We start from the raw sequence: 16424 nt of genomic DNA on the forward strand, positions 1-16424 counted from the left end.
GGTTACTTAATTAGGCCGGCAAAACCGACGAAGGCTAAAGACATGAGTCCAGCGGTGATCATCGCGATCGCAGCCCCTTTAAAAGGGAGGGGAATATCGGCAACGACTAAACGTTCGCGCATGGCAGAAAATAGTATCAGTACTAATGAGAAACCGACCGCAGCCCCAAAACCATAAATGATGGACTCAAATAGATCATGCTGCTCATTTATATTTAATAGCGCCACGCCCAACACCGCACAGTTGGTGGTAATTAAGGGTAAATAGATCCCCAATACGCGGTGCAATGCGGGGCTAGCTTTTTGGACAAACATTTCCGTAAATTGAACCACAACTGCGATCACAAGGATAAAACTCATGGTACGCAAATAGGTGATATCTAGTGGTGCCAAAATATACTGTTCGACCAGATACGAGCACATAGAAGCCAGAGTCAATACAAATGTAGTGGCTAATGCCATTCCTATAGCGGTTTCTACTTTGCTAGAAACCCCCATGAAGGGACACAGGCCCAAGAACTTAACCAGTACAAAGTTGTTAACCAGTACGGTACTAATCAATAACAACAGATATTCAGTCATTTATATAAGATGCAGCCAAACAAAAGCGTATTATCCCCGTTTGTGGTCTTTATAACAACCGTGAGATCACTGTGGAAAAAGGCCATAAATTTTGCCGTGATTTGTGGAGCATTTTTAGGCAAATAGATCAGCTTTTTTAGCTTAGCTTGATCTTGATCATTTGATTTTGCTTTAACGTTTAAACTTCTCGACTACCATATCTAGTGGGAACTACAATTCTCAACCACAATATATGGTTATCCGATCATCCAGATGCTTTTTTATACAATATCGACAGCTAAGCCTTTGGTAGCGCGGGTTCCGCAATTTTCTAATGAATGAGTGAGTAAAATTGGAGCGTAAATCGTGAAAACAGTCGTGATCAAGCGAGACGGAAGCCGTGTACCTTACGACGCTAAACGGATTGTTGACGCCGTATTGAAAGCCGCAGAGGCTTTAGGCGTAAAAGATAATCTTGTCGCATTACAAATAGCGCAGCAGGTGACCGAACAATTTATCAATCTGGCAGAAGTTGATATCAACGACATTCAAGCCTCAGTTGAAAATTGCCTGATGGAAAATGACAATAAGACTTTGGCTCGCGCCTATATTGAGTATCGTCATGATCGAGATGTTGCCCGCGACAAACGTAGCGTTTTAAATAACGAAATCAGAGGACTGGTCGAGCAAAGTAATGCCGCCTTGCTTAATGAGAACGCCAATAAAGATAGCAAAGTGATCCCGACTCAACGTGATCTTTTAGCCGGGATTGTTGCAAAGCATTATGCGAAAACCCATTTGTTACCTCGAGATGTTGTTAAGGCTCACGATAGCGGTGAGATCCACTTCCATGACTTAGACTACGCTCCATTTTTCCCGATGTTTAATTGTATGCTAATTGACCTTGAAGGCATGCTCACTGGTGGTTTTAAAATGGGCAATGCTGAAATTGAGACGCCAAAGTCCATTTCTACAGCAACTGCGGTGACAGCGCAGATTATTGCTCAGGTTGCGAGTCATATTTATGGTGGCACGACTATCAATCGAATTGATGAGATTCTGGCGCCTTATGTTCTCAAAAGTCATGAAAAGCATTTAGCTACTGCTAAACAATGGGAAATAGCGGATCAAGAGGCTTATGCGAAAGCACAAACTGAGAAAGAATGTCATGATGCTTTTCAGTCTTTAGAGTATGAAGTGAATACTTTACATACAGCCAACGGGCAAACACCGTTTGTCACCTTCGGTTTTGGTTTAGGCTCCTGTTGGGCGGCACGGTTGATTCAGCGCTCAATTTTGCAAAATCGTATTGCAGGTTTAGGCAAAAATGCCAAAACCGCAGTATTCCCTAAATTGGTCTTTGCGATTAAAGATGGTTTAAATCATAAGCCTGAAGATCCGAGTTACGATATTAAACAACTTGCCTTAGAGTGTGCATCCAAACGAATGTACCCTGATATTTTGAACTACGACAAAGTCGTTGAAGTGACCGGTTCTTTTAAAACCCCAATGGGGTGTCGCAGTTTCTTGGGACCTTATCAAGAGGGCGGTAAAGAAGTCCATGATGGTCGAAATAACCTCGGTGTTGTCAGTTTAAATTTACCGCGGATAGCCATCGAAGCAAAAGGGGATGAACAACGATTCTATGAGTTGTTAGACCAACGTTTAAGTATCGCCAAGCAAGGTCTTGATACCCGAATAGAGCGTCTAAAAGGGGTGAAAGCCAAAGTTGCTCCTATTTTATATATGGAAGGAGCTTGTGGTGTTCGCTTAAACGCCGAAGACGATGTCTCCAAAATATTTGAAAATGGTCGAGCTTCTATTTCATTGGGTTATATTGGTCTACATGAAACAGTAAATGCTTTATATGCTGATGACCAACATGTTTACGATAGTAAACAGTTACGACAAAAGGCCCTTGGGATCGTAACGGCGCTGAAACAAGCAACTCTGCGTTGGGAGAAAGAAAGTGGGTATGCTTTCAGCTTGTATAGTACGCCTAGTGAGAATTTATGTGACCGTTTCTGCCGTTTAGATGCGAAGAAGTTTGGGGTGATAGCAGGAGTCACGGATAAAGGTTATTACACCAATAGTTTCCATTTGGATGTAGAGAAACAGGTCAATCCGTTTGATAAGATCGACTTTGAACAACCTTACCCTGCGATCTCTAGCGGCGGGTTTATTTGCTATGGTGAATATCCAAATATGCAACATAATACAGAAGCCCTAGAAGACGTTTGGGACTATAGCTATGATCGGGTGCCTTATTATGGGACAAATACACCGATTGATGAGTGTTATGAATGTCATTTTACGGGCGAATTTAACTGTACCAGCAAAGGCTTTGAATGTCCTTCATGTGGCAATAGTGAAGCTAGTAAGGTATCGGTTATTCGTCGGGTTTGCGGTTACTTAGGTAGTCCTGATGCACGTCCGTTTAACTATGGCAAACAAGAAGAAGTGAAACGTCGGGTCAAACATCTGTAAATGCATTATCTTAGCTACCATACGATCGACGTGGTGAATGGACAGGGTACGCGTTGTACCTTGTTTGTTGCTGGTTGTGAGCATCAGTGTAAGGGCTGTTATAATCAGAAGTCTTGGCGTTGTGATGCGGGGCATGAATTTACCGATGCCTTAGAACAGAAAATTATTGATGATCTAAATGACCCTCGAATTAAACGCAAAGGTTTAAGTTTGACTGGTGGCGATCCACTGCATCCTAACAACCTCGCAGCGATTAAACGTTTAGTATTACGAGTTAAAACTGAATGTATTGGCAAAGATATTTGGTTATGGACTGGTTATCGCTTAGCCGAGCTTAATCCTGCGCAACAAGATATCGTACGAATGATTGATACACTTATCGATGGTAAGTTCGAACAAAGCTTAGCCGATGCTAAGTTAGTTTGGCGGGGCAGTAGTAATCAGGTTATATATCAACACCCCTTGCGTGACTCAATGTATGAGCTTGGGTCGGGCAATTAAATAGCCTTGCAAGCTATCAACATACATCGATTCCAAAAGTTGTTTTTGTTCTAATGTCTCAACGCCTTGAGCGATAACTTGGCAGCCTAAGCGGTGCGACACTTCCACCAGCATACCGACCAGTTGCTGGTTGGATTTGTCATTTGCAAGTTGTTGCACTAAATCGCTGCTAATTTTTACATAGTTTGGCTTCAATTCTTTAAATAGCTTAAAAGAGCCGATCCCCGTACCAAAGTCTGCAATAGCGGTATGGCAACTGTTTTTCCTTAATATTTCGAACAATTTTTTTGCATTGCTTAAGTGCAAATTCAGAACTTCTTCTTCTAGTTCAAATACGACTCGTGATTGCAGGTTGGGGTATTTTGACAATTCTTGACTTAACCAAGTGCAAAAACTCGGTTCGATTAAAACTAACTTACTCAGGTTGATCCCCCAGCGATATTCTGCATTCTGTTCGGCGATGGTTTGCAATACATAAGCAAGGGTCGATTGTTCGAGTTTTGCAATTAACCCAAGACGTTCAGCCATAACTAAACATGTTTCGGTAGGCAATTGTTGCTGGTCTTCAGATAAGAAACGAATGAAAACTTCATGATAAGCGGGCATTGTACGATGCAGTGATTGAATGGCCTGAGAAGCGATACGAAAGCGCTGGTGTGTTAATAATGAACTGAGGGTCGTATGCCATTGTAGTTCGCTACTCTCGAGAGTATGGCTATCTTCGAGTACCAGCTCCCAAGCATTTGGAGAAAGACTTTGGGCGATTTCTAAGGCGGCATCTGCTCGGGTGATGATTCGCTCGATAGTATCTCCATTTTTAAATTCGGTGATACCGATGTAGGCGGCACTTTGCATTTGTTTACGATGACTCAAATCACTAAATGACGCGCTTAAGTTTTGCGCAACTTGACTGATTCGAGTCGCAGGTAGTCTTGGAATGATCAACGCAAATTCAGCGCCAAGCAAACGGTATAATAAGCTGTTGTGGTATTCTTTACGGTTGTAATCGATGATATTAGCCACTTCTTGTATATATTTATCTCCGGCTTGATGACCTCGCACTTTATTAATTTCTTGTAACTGAGAAGCTCTGACTAAAAATAGTACCGTATCTTTGAGTTCAGATTTTAATAGACTTTGCATTTTCTGGCGAAATGAATGGCGATTTAACTGGCCAGTTAAAGGATCTAATGCAACTTGTTTTTCTAATTGGCCAATCGCATGTTTTTGTTCGCGGATTTGCTGAGTGAGTTGTAATTTTTGTTCTTTAATCAATTCTCCCACGGAGCCTAATACGGGTTGTTCATCGACATAACGTTCGGTATTTAGTAGCGTTTTAAGTTTACTTTTTACGCGCGAGATTGAACGCAAGAATAGAAGGCTGGTTAATACATAACCAAATAAACAAATACCAGCAATGGTTAAATAGAGCTTAAGGTAGTTGTCGCTGACAAATTCGAAAGACGGTTTATAGTTAACCTGGTAATTGTCGACGGTGATCGTTTGTAGTTTTGTTTTATTGGGTTCAACCAGCTCTACCAACCAATGTTGGGGAGGGCCAACTAAGGCAAGGTTGTTATCAATGGCTAACTGCGTTGAAATAAAACTGAGTTTATGCTGCTCAAGCAGCTGTTGTAAGTAAGTTTGCTTGAGCTGTGCGTCATCATTTAATTGCAGCTGTAGTAGGGTATTAATTTGTTGATTTTCGTGTGCTAAATCTTGCTTAAACAGTTGCACATGAACACTGACTAATCCACCCCATAAAGCGATAAATAAAAGAGCGTTTACAACAAAGAATGTTCTAAGGCCTTTCATAATCTACCTGTTCATTAAATCAGCAATATTTAATGATAATACATGTAAACAATAGACTTATCTATCAGATGGTTAGTGAATTGAGATCAACTAGCTAGAATAAACAATATTTAACAGAAGAGTGAGCTAGATAATGGCTCCCCAGGTTGGGCTTGAACCAACGACACATGGATTAACAGTCCACCGCTCTACCAACTGAGCTACTGGGGAATTATCAGCATTTACCTACGATAGTTTTGATGTGGCTCCCCAAGTTGGGCTTGAACCAACGACACATGGATTAACAGTCCACCGCTCTACCAACTGAGCTATTGGGGAATTATCAACACTATCTGCTTATATGATTGGCTCCCCAAGTTGGGCTTGAACCAACGACACATGGATTAACAGTCCACCGCTCTACCAACTGAGCTATTGGGGAATCATATAAGGTCTAACTTATTGTCATCAAGATTGGCTCCCCAAGTTGGGCTTGAACCAACGACACATGGATTAACAGTCCACCGCTCTACCAACTGAGCTATTGGGGAATCTTGATATGTACTAAAGCGAAACAGATTGGCTCCCCAGGTTGGAGTTGAACCAACGACACATGGATTAACAGTCCACCGCTCTAACCAACTGAGCTACTGGGGAATCGCTTTGCTTAAGTGCGGGGCGCATAGTAATAATTGCCCTGATAGCTGTCAACTAATTCTACCTCAAAAATGATAAATAGTGTTTGTTTGCTCAAACTACATCCACATATCACCCATCTTCGATCAAATCTTGCTCAGCGGTGATGAAAAACTGCTGAATTGGCGTCTGATGTAATTCGTTGTACGTAACCAACAAAGTCATGCTGGCTGCCTATCGTAAAGTAGTTTGTGATGCCTTGCCTAAAGTGTCGCGTTGCTATGTTTACTTACTGCAGAGCTGGTCGTTTATGCCTGTCTTAAATAATAGGCAGTGGTTAGCATTACCTTATGCTTGTATTGAATCGTTACCTTAAAACATGCGTCAATAATGGGAAAATAGTGGGGTGAGCCTAAACGATGTTGTTCACGAATCTGCCGTAAATTGAAATAGCCAACAACGCTCACTTTATTTAGGTGTCGAATAACAAAGGTCTTATACCTACACATGGCGCTAAAAAGTCGTTTTAACCAAATACCCTAAAACCAATTTGAAGGCTTGCTCTGCACTGCGCTTGTCACGCATTTAGCACCAGGCTGCCGTTTAATTCATAGCAAAAGTTTGCGGTGAGCTTAGGAAGATAGTTTTGCGAAGCTCTGTGACATCGGGTTTGCGATATTTTCAAAATTGCTTGCCAAAATTTTTTAAACTCGGTGTGTCATCATGGTTAAACTCTTGCAGTGCGCTACACTTTATTGCTGAGATTTATACACAATCCCGCAAAGCCTTTGGTTGTGGATGTTTCTATGACTTATCCACTGATTTTGTGGATAACTATGTGCATTAAAATATTATATCTGGCTGCAGGCCAATAAAGACGCGGGGTCAAGAGAAATTAAACGAAATTCAAAAATAAGCTTAACTCTATATATAACAAACACTTATTGTTATTTCTAGGATAAAAGCTCAAAATTCGACCGAGAAAATAAATATTGCATTTAACAAAAAAATCGGTGTGCATTACTTTTTGTTACAAGAAGTTTACTGTACACAATTCAGCAATTTCTGCTGTTAATTATACAAAACCGATATTCTCTACTGAACCGCAATAAATTGGCTGATAGCTATCGCGCGCTTATTTAAACTGAGCGACATTCGAGTAGAATGACGCTCATCTGGTTTTTAGTTGGTTATCGATTTATGAAAAAAACTTTCGATTTGGTTTCTGAATATACGCCTGCAGGCGATCAACCTAAAGCGATTGAAAGTCTAAATGAAGGCTTAGCAGATGGCTTAGCTCACCAAACCTTGCTAGGTGTCACTGGCTCCGGTAAAACTTTTACCATAGCCAACGTGATTGCCGAACAAAACCGTCCAACAATTATTTTGGCGCCAAACAAAACTTTAGCTGCGCAGCTATATGGTGAAATGAAGGAATTTTTCCCTCATAACGCCGTCGAGTTTTTTGTATCTTACTACGATTATTACCAACCAGAAGCCTACGTACCGACCACTGATACCTTTATTGAGAAAGATGCTTCGGTTAACTCGCATATTGAACAGATGCGACTCTCGGCCACTAAGGCGCTATTAGAGCGTAGGGACGTGGTGTTAGTTGCTTCAGTTTCTGCAATTTATGGTTTGGGAGATCCACAGTCGTATTTACAGATGATGTTGCACTTGAGTGTTGGGGATATGATTGACCAACGGGCCATTTTACGACGTCTCGCGGAATTACAATATTCTCGTAATGATGCGGCATTTCAACGCTCAACCTTTCGGGTTAGGGGAGATGTAATCGATGTTTTTCCTGCTGAATCCGATAAAAATGCTTTACGTATAGAATTATTTGACGGTGAAGTAGAACGACTCAGCAGCTTTGACCCGCTCACCGGAGTAGAAGAAGCTTCGATGGTCAGGGCAACTATTTTTCCTAAAACGCACTATGTTACTCCTCGCGAAACTATCGTTAACGCAATTTCTTCCATTAAAGAAGAGTTAAATGAGCGTAAAAGGCAGTTGCTTGACGTTAATAAGCTTATTGAAGAGCAACGAATTTCCCAACGGACTTTGTTTGACATCGAAATGATGAATGAATTGGGATATTGCTCTGGGATTGAAAACTACTCCCGATATCTCTCCAGTCGCGCCCCCGGCGAGCCACCACCAACCTTATTAGATTATCTTCCTGCTGATGGGCTGATGGTGATAGATGAGTCGCACGTCACCGTACCGCAAATTGGCGCGATGTATAAAGGTGACCGTTCACGAAAAGAAAATTTAGTGAATTACGGTTTTCGCTTGCCTTCAGCGCTGGACAATCGACCATTAAAATTTGAAGAATTCGAGTCGATTGCGCCGCAAACTATTTTTGTTTCGGCGACGCCGAGTACCTATGAACTTGAGAAAACTAATCAAGAATTTGTTGAGCAGGTCGTTAGGCCCACAGGGTTGCTGGATCCGGTCATTGAAGTGCGACCCGTTGCCACCCAAGTAGATGATTTACTATCAGAGATCCGAATTAGAACAGCGATTGATGAACGAGTGCTTGTAACTACGCTGACCAAGCGAATGGCCGAGGATTTAAGCGAGTATCTGGCAGAGCATCAAGTTAAAGTGCGCTATTTACACTCCGATATTGATACTGTAGAGCGGGTTGAAATCATTCGAGACTTACGTATGGGGATCTTTGACGTACTGGTTGGGATTAACTTGCTACGAGAAGGCTTAGACATGCCGGAAGTTTCGTTAGTCGCTATTCTAGATGCGGATAAGGAAGGCTTCTTGCGTTCAGAACGGTCTTTGATCCAAACCATTGGCCGTGCTGCCCGACATCCGCAAGGCAAAGCTATTTTGTACGGGGACAAAATTACTGGTTCGATGGATAAAGCTATCTCTGAGACCAACCGACGTCGTGAAATTCAGCATGCTTACAATCAAGAGCGGGGGATTATTCCGCAAAAACTCAACAAAAAAGTTGTCGATATTAGTAACTTTGGAAAATCAAAAGCGCTGCAAGCTACAGAACCACAAGCACAATATCGAACTCTGACTCCAGAGATGATGTTAAAGAAAATTGCTGATTTAGAAAAGCAAATGATTGGTCATGCTAAGGAACTTGAGTTTGAACAAGCCGCAAGCTTGCGTGATAGTATCGCAGAGTTACATCAACAACTTATAAAAATGAGTTAAAAAAAAGCCGCGATGCTAAACGTCGCGGCTTAATAACAATGAATCGTGATTAGTTCGCAGCAAGAATAATTGCGCCAAACTCTTCAGCCATTAATGAAGCTCCGCCAACAAGCGCGCCGTCAATGTCAGCTTGAGAGAACAATTCTTTTGCAGTCGCAGCTTTTACGCTACCGCCGTAAAGAATTTGAACTTTTTCTGCAACACTTGCGCTTTGTGCTGCTAACCAGCCACGGATATGAGCATGAACCGCTTGTGCTTGCTCAGACGTTGCTGACTTACCAGTACCAATGGCCCATACCGGCTCGTAAGCAATCACTGCATTAGCTAGGGCATCAATACCACAAAGCTCAATTACAGCTTTTAATTGAGCTTCAACAACAGCTTCAGTTTTTCCGCTTTCATTCTCTTCAAGCGTTTCACCAATACAAAGAACAGGTACTAATTGGTTTTCCTGAATTGCTTTGAATTTTGCGGCTACGACTGCGTCAGTTTCGTTATGGTATTGGCGACGTTCGCTGTGGCCAACCAAGCTGTAAGTACAGCCGAATTCTTTTAACATGACGGGTGAATTTTCACCTGTAAATGCACCAGAAACGTTCACACTAGCATCTTGCGCGCCGTAAGCGATAGGAGCGTCACCGACTAAGGCTTCTACTTGACCTAAGAAAATCACTGGGGGGCAAATCGCTGTTTGTACATTGGTTGCAGCTTTTGCTGGCTCAATTAAACCATTCACTAACGCAGTAACTGAATCTTTCGTACCGTTTAGCTTCCAGTTACCCATTACAAGAGGTGTTCTCATCACGCTTTCTCCTTTAAGTAAATTGGCTCGATTATAGAGAATAAATTACAAAATCGTAGTGTTTACACGAAATTATCTGGTTAAAACTGAAAGTAGCTGATCTAAAACAAACGATTATGAAAAATGGTCACGAATTTTTTGCCACCAAATCCCCAATTTCTCGTGCCAAACCGCATCATAACGATAGATGAAGCGAGCATCCGGTAAAAATTCGTAAAGGCGTTGTTTTCCTTGGGCTTCTTTCCCTAAGTAATCCGTGGGAACAGGACTAATGTTGTTCGAGTATTGACGGAAGTACTGCAGTGCGCGTTGCATATGGGTTGCACTGGTAATCAGCGCTGTAGGTCGTTGACCAATATAACTAGCGATGACTGCGGCTTCTTGCTCTGTATCCATCGCTTTTGGAATGGTGATAATATTGGCTGGCGGAATATTAGCTGCTGTAGCAACCTTTTGCATTAATTCAGCATTACTATTGGGATCGCTTCCACCATAACCAGATACGATTAAGCGGCTCTGTGGATTCACAAGACTCAATTCGATGCCCTTAGTGATGCGGGCAAAAGATGAACGACTGAGTTGCTCAGTAGGGGACAACAAGGGGTCACTGATATGTCCGCCCCCCAAGACCACAACAAAGTCAAAACTATTGACCAGCTGACTCGGAGGCAGAACTTGTCGCTCGTTTGCGATTAACTGCTGATTAACCCACCAAGGATTACTGGTAAGCAATAATATGACTAAAGCAGGTAAAAGGGTGATCGCGGCGCGATAAGGCCGTTTAGTGAGGCAAAAGTAAAGTGATAACACCAAAAAAAATAGCGAAATGTTGAGAGGCATCAGTAACGAACCTAACCATTTTTTTACAATAAAACCTAAACTTAAATCCATATAGCTGGTTCTCTAGTTTGCGATGCAAGCATCTTAATCTATCCTTATTCATAGGTGTTTAAAATTATCAAAAATCTCGACTTAATCCAAATTAATGCGTTAAATCAAAATTTACTTGTTATTTTTTCCTCTACATAAAGACAGCTTTCTAAACTTAAGGTAATCTTCGCTCAATACAGGCAAGTAATTAGCAGTGAGGAAAGTATGTTTGAGCGTGTTTCCGCGGCCGCGGCAGATCCCATTTTAGGTTTAACTGAAGCTTTTAAAGCCGATCCCCGTCCTAACAAGATTAATCTAGGAGTCGGTATTTATAAAAACGAAGCTGGTGCAACTCCAGTTTTAAAGACCGTTAAAATTGCAGAGCAGAAGTTACTGGAAACGGAAAGTAGTAAGTCTTATCTTAGTATTGAAGGTAATCCTGCTTATGGCTTGGAAGTACAGAAACTGTTGTTTGGTGAAAATAGTGAAATCGTAAGCAGCCAACGCGCTTTTACGGCTCAGTCGCCAGGTGGTACCGGGGCTCTGCATAATGCCGCTGAATTCGCTTATAATCATTTAGGTGTACGTACTGTTTGGGTGAGTAACCCAACTTGGGCCAACCACGGCAATATTTTTAAAGCCTTAGGCCTTGAAGTAAAAGCTTACGATTACTACAACCCAGAGACCCAAGATCTCGACTTTGCAGCGATGTTAAGTTCTTTAGAGCACGTTAGTGCGGGCGACTTAGTGCTTTTCCACGGCTGTTGTCATAATCCTACTGGCATCGACCCAACAATTGAACAATGGCAGCAATTAGCCAATTTAGCAGCAAGCAAAAAGATATTGCCATTGTTTGATTTCGCTTACCAAGGGTTTTCTATAGGTGTGGAAGAAGACGCCGCTGGTTTGCGACTTTTTGCCGAACAAATTAAAGAGTTAATGGTTGCCAGTTCTTTTTCTAAAAACTTTGGCTTATATAATGAGCGGGTGGGTGCATTCACTTTGGTTGCTCAAAACAAAGAGCAGGGCGCCGCGGCATTTAGCCAAGTAAAAGCAGGTATTCGAGCGAACTACTCGAACCCACCATCTCACGGCGCTGCTGTGGTGACTACAATTTTGCAAAACCCAGAGCTAAAAGCGCAATGGCATAGCGAAGTCACAGAGATGCGTGAGCGGATTAAAGAAATGCGTGACTTGTTTGTTGCCACGTTAGCTGAAAAAGGCGCTGAGGGTGATTACAGCTTTATTCAGCGCCAGAATGGTATGTTCTCGTTCTCTGGTTTAAGTAAACAACAAGTGCAAATCTTAAAAGAGCAACATGCGGTATATATTGTTGGCTCGGGTCGGATCAGCGTCGCCGGGATGACCAAAGACAATATGCAAGCATTATGTGAAGCGATAGCAGCGGTTGTGTAGCAAGTAAACAATAAGGCTTAGCTTGCTAAGCCTTATCCTATCACGACATTGCGCCCCTTCTTTTTCGCTTCATACAAGGCATTATCTGCATCTTTTATCACTTCCTCTGCACTGGCGTGTAGATTAGATTTCTCTGCCACTCCAATACTTACCGTAATTTGTACCGTATTTTTAGGCTCGGGTTGTTCCCCTCGGCGTGATTTATCGCTGGTATTACGACTGTTATTATCACGAATAGCGAAAGGGGTTTGAGCAATGAGCTCGCGTATGTCATCTAAAAATATTTTGGCATGCTCGAGTTGCTTGCCCTTAAATAATACAGTGAACTCTTCTCCCCCATAACGAAACACTTGACCTCCACCTTCAATTTGGTCTAGCTTTGCTGCCACCATCGCCAAGACATCATCACCCACATCATGGCCATAGGTATCATTAAATTTTTTGAAATGGTCAATATCCACCATGGCTAGGCAATAGTTTTTAGACAATCCAGCTAAGCGCTCGAATAACATGCGTCGACCTAATAATCCGGTGAGCTCATCGCGATAAGCCAGTTCATGTGAAGCATTAAATCCACTGAACAACATGATTAACATCGATGCCGTAAAAAAAATTGAAGAAATTGCTTCTCTGTCGAGAAAAATCAGCGGAAAGGTACTGGCTAAGAAACTAAAAAACAGTCCAATCGAAATACTGGTTGGTTTATTGATGAAACGAACAAATGAGATAACCAAACAAAACATGATGAACCCGAGCGCATTTAGGCTAATCACGAGGCCTTCGAGCGGGTGGGGGCTAAACCATTGTTTAATCATACCTTGCATATCGAGGGCTAAAAAGTCGATGATGATTGGTATGCTTAGCATTTGTAATGCTAAGCAAATATACCAAACAAGAGCTCGCCGAGTTATCCAGCCGTTATCTTTGACTAATTGATTAAGAAACAAGTTGAAAGGAATGAATAAACCGAGCACAGTGAAGCAGGTCGAAGCTGTTGGCTCTGCAAGCGGTTGTTGTAAGTAGTTGACTATTAACCAATAACTAAAAGTATTTACAAGTGCTACCACGAATAACTGCCGTCGGTTAAACTGCAGTGCCAGCATTGTAATAATGGTAGCGAAGCCATAGGGTAACCAATAAATGAGTTCGCGAATATTAGTAGACAAGCTTGAATACCAAATTAGTGCCCCTGTCGCTATCATCAAAATGGCGAGGGACGGGAATACATTATGGCTTGTTAAGCGACTTTCCATAAATTTCAAGTAATTGAGTTTGGAATGATTTTATAGAATATTTAACTAATTTAAAATCGATATAGGCCAATAAGCAGTCTGGCCTCGAAGTTTTCTACAGTAACTGCATATTAGTCTTTGATATTATGCAGTTACTGTTCTAATTTTACTGTAACGAAAAAATACGGAGCAGCGCATGAGTGACTTTCTGTTCATTGATGATACTGAAGAACCAGTAAAAAAAGTTACCAAAGCATCTTGGAAGTTATTGGTTATTGATGATGAAGCTGAAATTCACTCGGTAACGCGCTTAGTGCTGTCTGGGGTTGAAATTGATGGTTATCAGTTAGAGTTTCTTTCTGCTTATAGTGCGGAGGAGGCGCGCCAAATATTTAATGAGCATGATGATATCGCGATTGCTTTAGTCGATGTGGTGATGGAAACCGATCATGCTGGCTTGGAATTAGTTCGCTGGATCCGCGAAACCAAAGAAAACCATGCTACGCGGTTGATTTTAAGGACCGGTCAGCCAGGGCAGGCTCCAGAAGAGTCGGTGATTAAAGATTACGATATCAATGATTATAAGAGCAAAACAGAATTAACCGCCACCAAGTTAAAAACCATTACTTATTCAGCGATCCGTTCTTACCGAGATATTCTATTCATCGAACGTCATCGCTCTGGTTTGTTGAAGGTTATCGAGTCCACATCCTTAGTTTTAAAGAGTAAAACACTTTACCACTTCGGATCAGCGGTGTTAGAGCAGTTGGTTGAATTGTTTCAGTTAGAAACGTCGGCAATGTATATCACCACCTTAACTGAAGACGTATTACATCATCAGTCGTTTAATGTATTGGCTGCGACCGGTGATTTTGTGACGAATGAGCACAATGAATCTGATTTTGATCAGAGTAAGATCCCTGATAACGTAAAAGCATTGCTCAAACACGCGTTACAAGAGCGTAGAACCATCGTAAATGAAGACTGTTATGTTGGATTTTACTCAACCGATAATCGTAGTGTTAGTCTGCTTTATGTACAACATGAGAAACCGCTTGATGATATAGAAAAGGGCTTGTTAGAAGTATTTGCGACTAATATCGCATTAACTTTCGAAAACCTCACGATTAAAGAAGAGATCCAAGATACCCAAAAAGAACTTATTTTTATTATTGGTGACGCCATTGAACAACGTAGTAAAGAAACTGGATCGCACGTTAAACGGGTGTCGTTGATTTGCGAACTAATGGCTAAAAAATTAAATTTTGACCCTGAATTTGTTGAATTGTTTAAATACGCGGCCCCATTACATGATTTGGGTAAGATTGCTATACCGGAGTCGATTCTGCATAAACCTGGTAAGCTAGATGCTCAGGAGTGGGAGGTGATGCAAACTCACGCTCAAGTTGGTCACGATTTGCTTGCCGATTCCAATAAGATTATTGCCCGTCTCGGAGCCGAAATATCTATTTGCCATCATGAAAAATGGGATGGTAGCGGATATCCTCGTCAATTAGCGGGGGAAGACATTCCTTTAGTGGGCCGAATCATGGCTATTACCGATGTATTTGATGCTTTGGGGTCGAAGCGCTCTTATAAAGAGCCCTGGTCGAACGCAGAAATCAAACAATTTATCATCGAACAAAAAGGAAAACACTTTGATCCAACCTTAGTTGATCTGTTAATCGAGAATTTTGACGAGTTCTTAGAAATTCGCAACAGCCATCCGGATTAACGATCGATAGCTAATAGGCCAAAGGCTAATATTTTCGTGTTATTGCATTGAATTTACTTAATAAAAAGCGCATTCTCTTCATTTAACTAGCTCTGTGCCTAAGCGCTCAGAGCTCAGCTATATCGAATAGGCGCTACAGTGGCACTAAAACCCACCATCTATAAATTGCGGATCTCTCTCTCTGATTTAAACCGTAATTACTATGACACACTCAATTTAACCATTGCCCAACACCCTTCTGAAACGCTTGAAAGGATGATGGCTCGGGTAATGGCTTATTGCCACAGTGCAGAACAAGGTTTGGAGTTTACCAAGGGCTTAAGTGAAATCGAACAGCCCGACCTTTGGTCGAAGTCTCTCGATGGTCAGGTTCAACTATGGATTGATGTGGGGGAACCCAGTGCTGAACGCATTAAGAAGGCGACGCGTCTCGCGGAAACGGTAAAAGTGTATAGTTTTAACTCTAAATCAAATACTTGGTGGCAACAAATCCAAGGAAAACTGACTCGGTTGGATTTGCAAGTTTGGCAACTTGATTGGCAAGAGGTTTGTAAACTGGCATCTTATGTGGAGCGAACCATGGATCTATCGGTGACGATTACCGAACAATCTGCCTATGTCACGATTGGTAGTCATGAATTAGATATTAACTGGAAGCCGCTTCAGTTGCCGATTTCAGATTAAGTGAGAGTTAAAATATTCAAGCTTAATTCCACCAGCATTATTAACTATATGAATCGCTTAACCACAACATTTTTTATATTTTTTACCGCTGCCACAATCGCAAGGGTCATTGCGTTTTGGGGTTTTATCAAAAATAGCTGTTTGCGGTGTATCTAATAAAACTTTTAGCGCTTGGATATCTTCCTCGGTCTCAGGTGCTAAGACGATATTGGCAATCAGTTGTAGCTCTGATAACTGGGTTTCAAGCTCAAGCTTTCGCGCCTCAGTTTGTACTCTCAGCTGAAGAGGATTTTCAGCCGAACCTGGCTTGATGTTTCGTTTTGTACTAAAACCAAAACTCTCATATTTAGGTCTTTTCTCGATTTTTCCCTTATAAAAAAACTTTGACATCACTCGAGTCCTCTCGCTAAAAAATAATACGGAGCATGCTTATACAGCAATTACGAGGCTAAAGAAACCTTCTCGTTAGGTAAAGTTTAATAGCTTGTGGACCCGACTTAACTCATAAGGCAATG

At 41.7% G+C, this 16424-nt stretch carries 12 protein-coding genes and 5 tRNA genes; 6 read left to right on the top strand and 11 right to left on the bottom strand.

Annotated features, from left to right (window positions below):
* Window positions 1-2 precede the first annotated feature (2 nt).
* Window positions 3-581 (bottom strand): electron transport complex subunit RsxA, encoded by a 579-nt coding sequence (gene rsxA / locus ACRRS0_RS11230; RefSeq protein ID WP_432453130.1) that lies wholly within the window; start codon window positions 579-581, stop codon window positions 3-5.
* A 345-nt stretch (window positions 582-926) separates the two neighbouring features.
* Here rsxA and nrdD point away from each other — a divergent pair, with 345 nt between their 5' ends.
* A complete protein-coding gene (nrdD, locus tag ACRRS0_RS11235) occupies window positions 927-3047 on the top strand; it encodes an anaerobic ribonucleoside-triphosphate reductase (protein ID WP_432453129.1) in 2121 nt (706 codons plus the stop codon).
* On the top strand, window positions 3048-3548 hold the full coding sequence (gene nrdG, locus ACRRS0_RS11240) for an anaerobic ribonucleoside-triphosphate reductase-activating protein (protein WP_432453128.1): 501 nt from the start codon (window positions 3048-3050) through the stop codon (window positions 3546-3548). It abuts the gene before it with no gap.
* Here the strand turns inward: nrdG and ACRRS0_RS11245 are convergent.
* The 6 genes from ACRRS0_RS11245 to ACRRS0_RS11270 all read right to left on the bottom strand — a co-directional run bounded on the left by ACRRS0_RS11245 (window position 3519) and on the right by ACRRS0_RS11270 (window position 5999).
* Window positions 3519-5363 carry an EAL domain-containing protein gene (locus ACRRS0_RS11245; RefSeq protein WP_432453126.1) on the bottom strand — a complete coding sequence of 615 codons (1845 nt, stop codon included), beginning with the start codon at window positions 5361-5363 and terminating at the stop codon, window positions 3519-3521. The genes nrdG and ACRRS0_RS11245 overlap by 30 nt on opposite strands.
* Window positions 5364-5497: 134 nt before the next feature.
* Window positions 5498-5573: transfer RNA gene (locus ACRRS0_RS11250), tRNA-Asn, on the bottom strand.
* 32 nt (window positions 5574-5605) lie between these two features.
* Window positions 5606-5681, bottom strand: a tRNA-Asn gene (locus ACRRS0_RS11255).
* A 27-nt stretch (window positions 5682-5708) separates the two neighbouring features.
* Window positions 5709-5784 (bottom strand) — tRNA-Asn (locus ACRRS0_RS11260).
* Between the two features lie 33 nt (window positions 5785-5817).
* Window positions 5818-5893: transfer RNA gene (locus ACRRS0_RS11265), tRNA-Asn, on the bottom strand.
* 29 nt (window positions 5894-5922) lie between these two features.
* Window positions 5923-5999: transfer RNA gene (locus tag ACRRS0_RS11270), tRNA-Asn, on the bottom strand.
* A gap of 1179 nt (window positions 6000-7178) precedes the next feature.
* Between ACRRS0_RS11270 and uvrB the strand changes: the two genes are divergently transcribed.
* Window positions 7179-9170 carry an excinuclease ABC subunit UvrB gene (gene uvrB / locus ACRRS0_RS11275; protein WP_432453125.1) on the top strand — a complete coding sequence of 664 codons (1992 nt, stop codon included), beginning with the start codon at window positions 7179-7181 and terminating at the stop codon, window positions 9168-9170.
* A gap of 49 nt (window positions 9171-9219) precedes the next feature.
* Here the strand turns inward: uvrB and tpiA are convergent, their stop codons facing one another.
* On the bottom strand, window positions 9220-9972 hold the full coding sequence (gene tpiA / locus ACRRS0_RS11280; protein ID WP_432453124.1) for a triose-phosphate isomerase: 753 nt from the start codon (window positions 9970-9972) through the stop codon (window positions 9220-9222).
* Between the two features lie 114 nt (window positions 9973-10086).
* Complete coding sequence (locus ACRRS0_RS11285; RefSeq protein WP_432453123.1) at window positions 10087-10863, bottom strand: ElyC/SanA/YdcF family protein; 777 nt, start codon at window positions 10861-10863, stop codon at window positions 10087-10089.
* Window positions 10864-11067: 204 nt separating this feature from the next.
* Here ACRRS0_RS11285 and ACRRS0_RS11290 point away from each other — a divergent pair, with 204 nt between their 5' ends.
* On the top strand, window positions 11068-12258 hold the full coding sequence (locus ACRRS0_RS11290) for an amino acid aminotransferase (protein ID WP_432453121.1): 1191 nt from the start codon (window positions 11068-11070) through the stop codon (window positions 12256-12258).
* 32 nt (window positions 12259-12290) lie between these two features.
* Here the strand turns inward: ACRRS0_RS11290 and ACRRS0_RS11295 are convergent, their stop codons facing one another.
* Entirely contained in the window at window positions 12291-13424 is a 1134-nt protein-coding gene (locus ACRRS0_RS11295) for a GGDEF domain-containing protein (RefSeq protein WP_432453119.1), read from the bottom strand.
* A 262-nt stretch (window positions 13425-13686) separates the two neighbouring features.
* On the opposite strand from ACRRS0_RS11295, the gene ACRRS0_RS11300 reads away from it, so the two are divergent.
* Both ACRRS0_RS11300 and ACRRS0_RS11305 read left to right on the top strand, forming a co-directional pair.
* Entirely contained in the window at window positions 13687-15225 is a 1539-nt protein-coding gene (locus ACRRS0_RS11300) for a DUF3369 domain-containing protein (RefSeq protein ID WP_432453118.1), read from the top strand.
* A 138-nt stretch (window positions 15226-15363) separates the two neighbouring features.
* Window positions 15364-15909 (top strand): YaeQ family protein, encoded by a 546-nt coding sequence (locus ACRRS0_RS11305; RefSeq protein ID WP_432453116.1) that lies wholly within the window; start codon window positions 15364-15366, stop codon window positions 15907-15909.
* Between the two features lie 57 nt (window positions 15910-15966).
* Here the strand turns inward: ACRRS0_RS11305 and ACRRS0_RS11310 are convergent, their stop codons facing one another.
* Window positions 15967-16299, bottom strand: coding sequence for a PBPRA1643 family SWIM/SEC-C metal-binding motif protein (locus ACRRS0_RS11310; protein WP_432453115.1), 333 nt, complete (start codon window positions 16297-16299; stop codon window positions 15967-15969).
* Window positions 16300-16424 lie beyond the last annotated feature (125 nt).

The sequence above is a fragment of the Agarivorans sp. QJM3NY_29 genome (assembly GCF_050870835.2).
In the GTDB taxonomy this organism is placed as follows: Bacteria; Pseudomonadota; Gammaproteobacteria; order Enterobacterales; family Celerinatantimonadaceae; genus Agarivorans.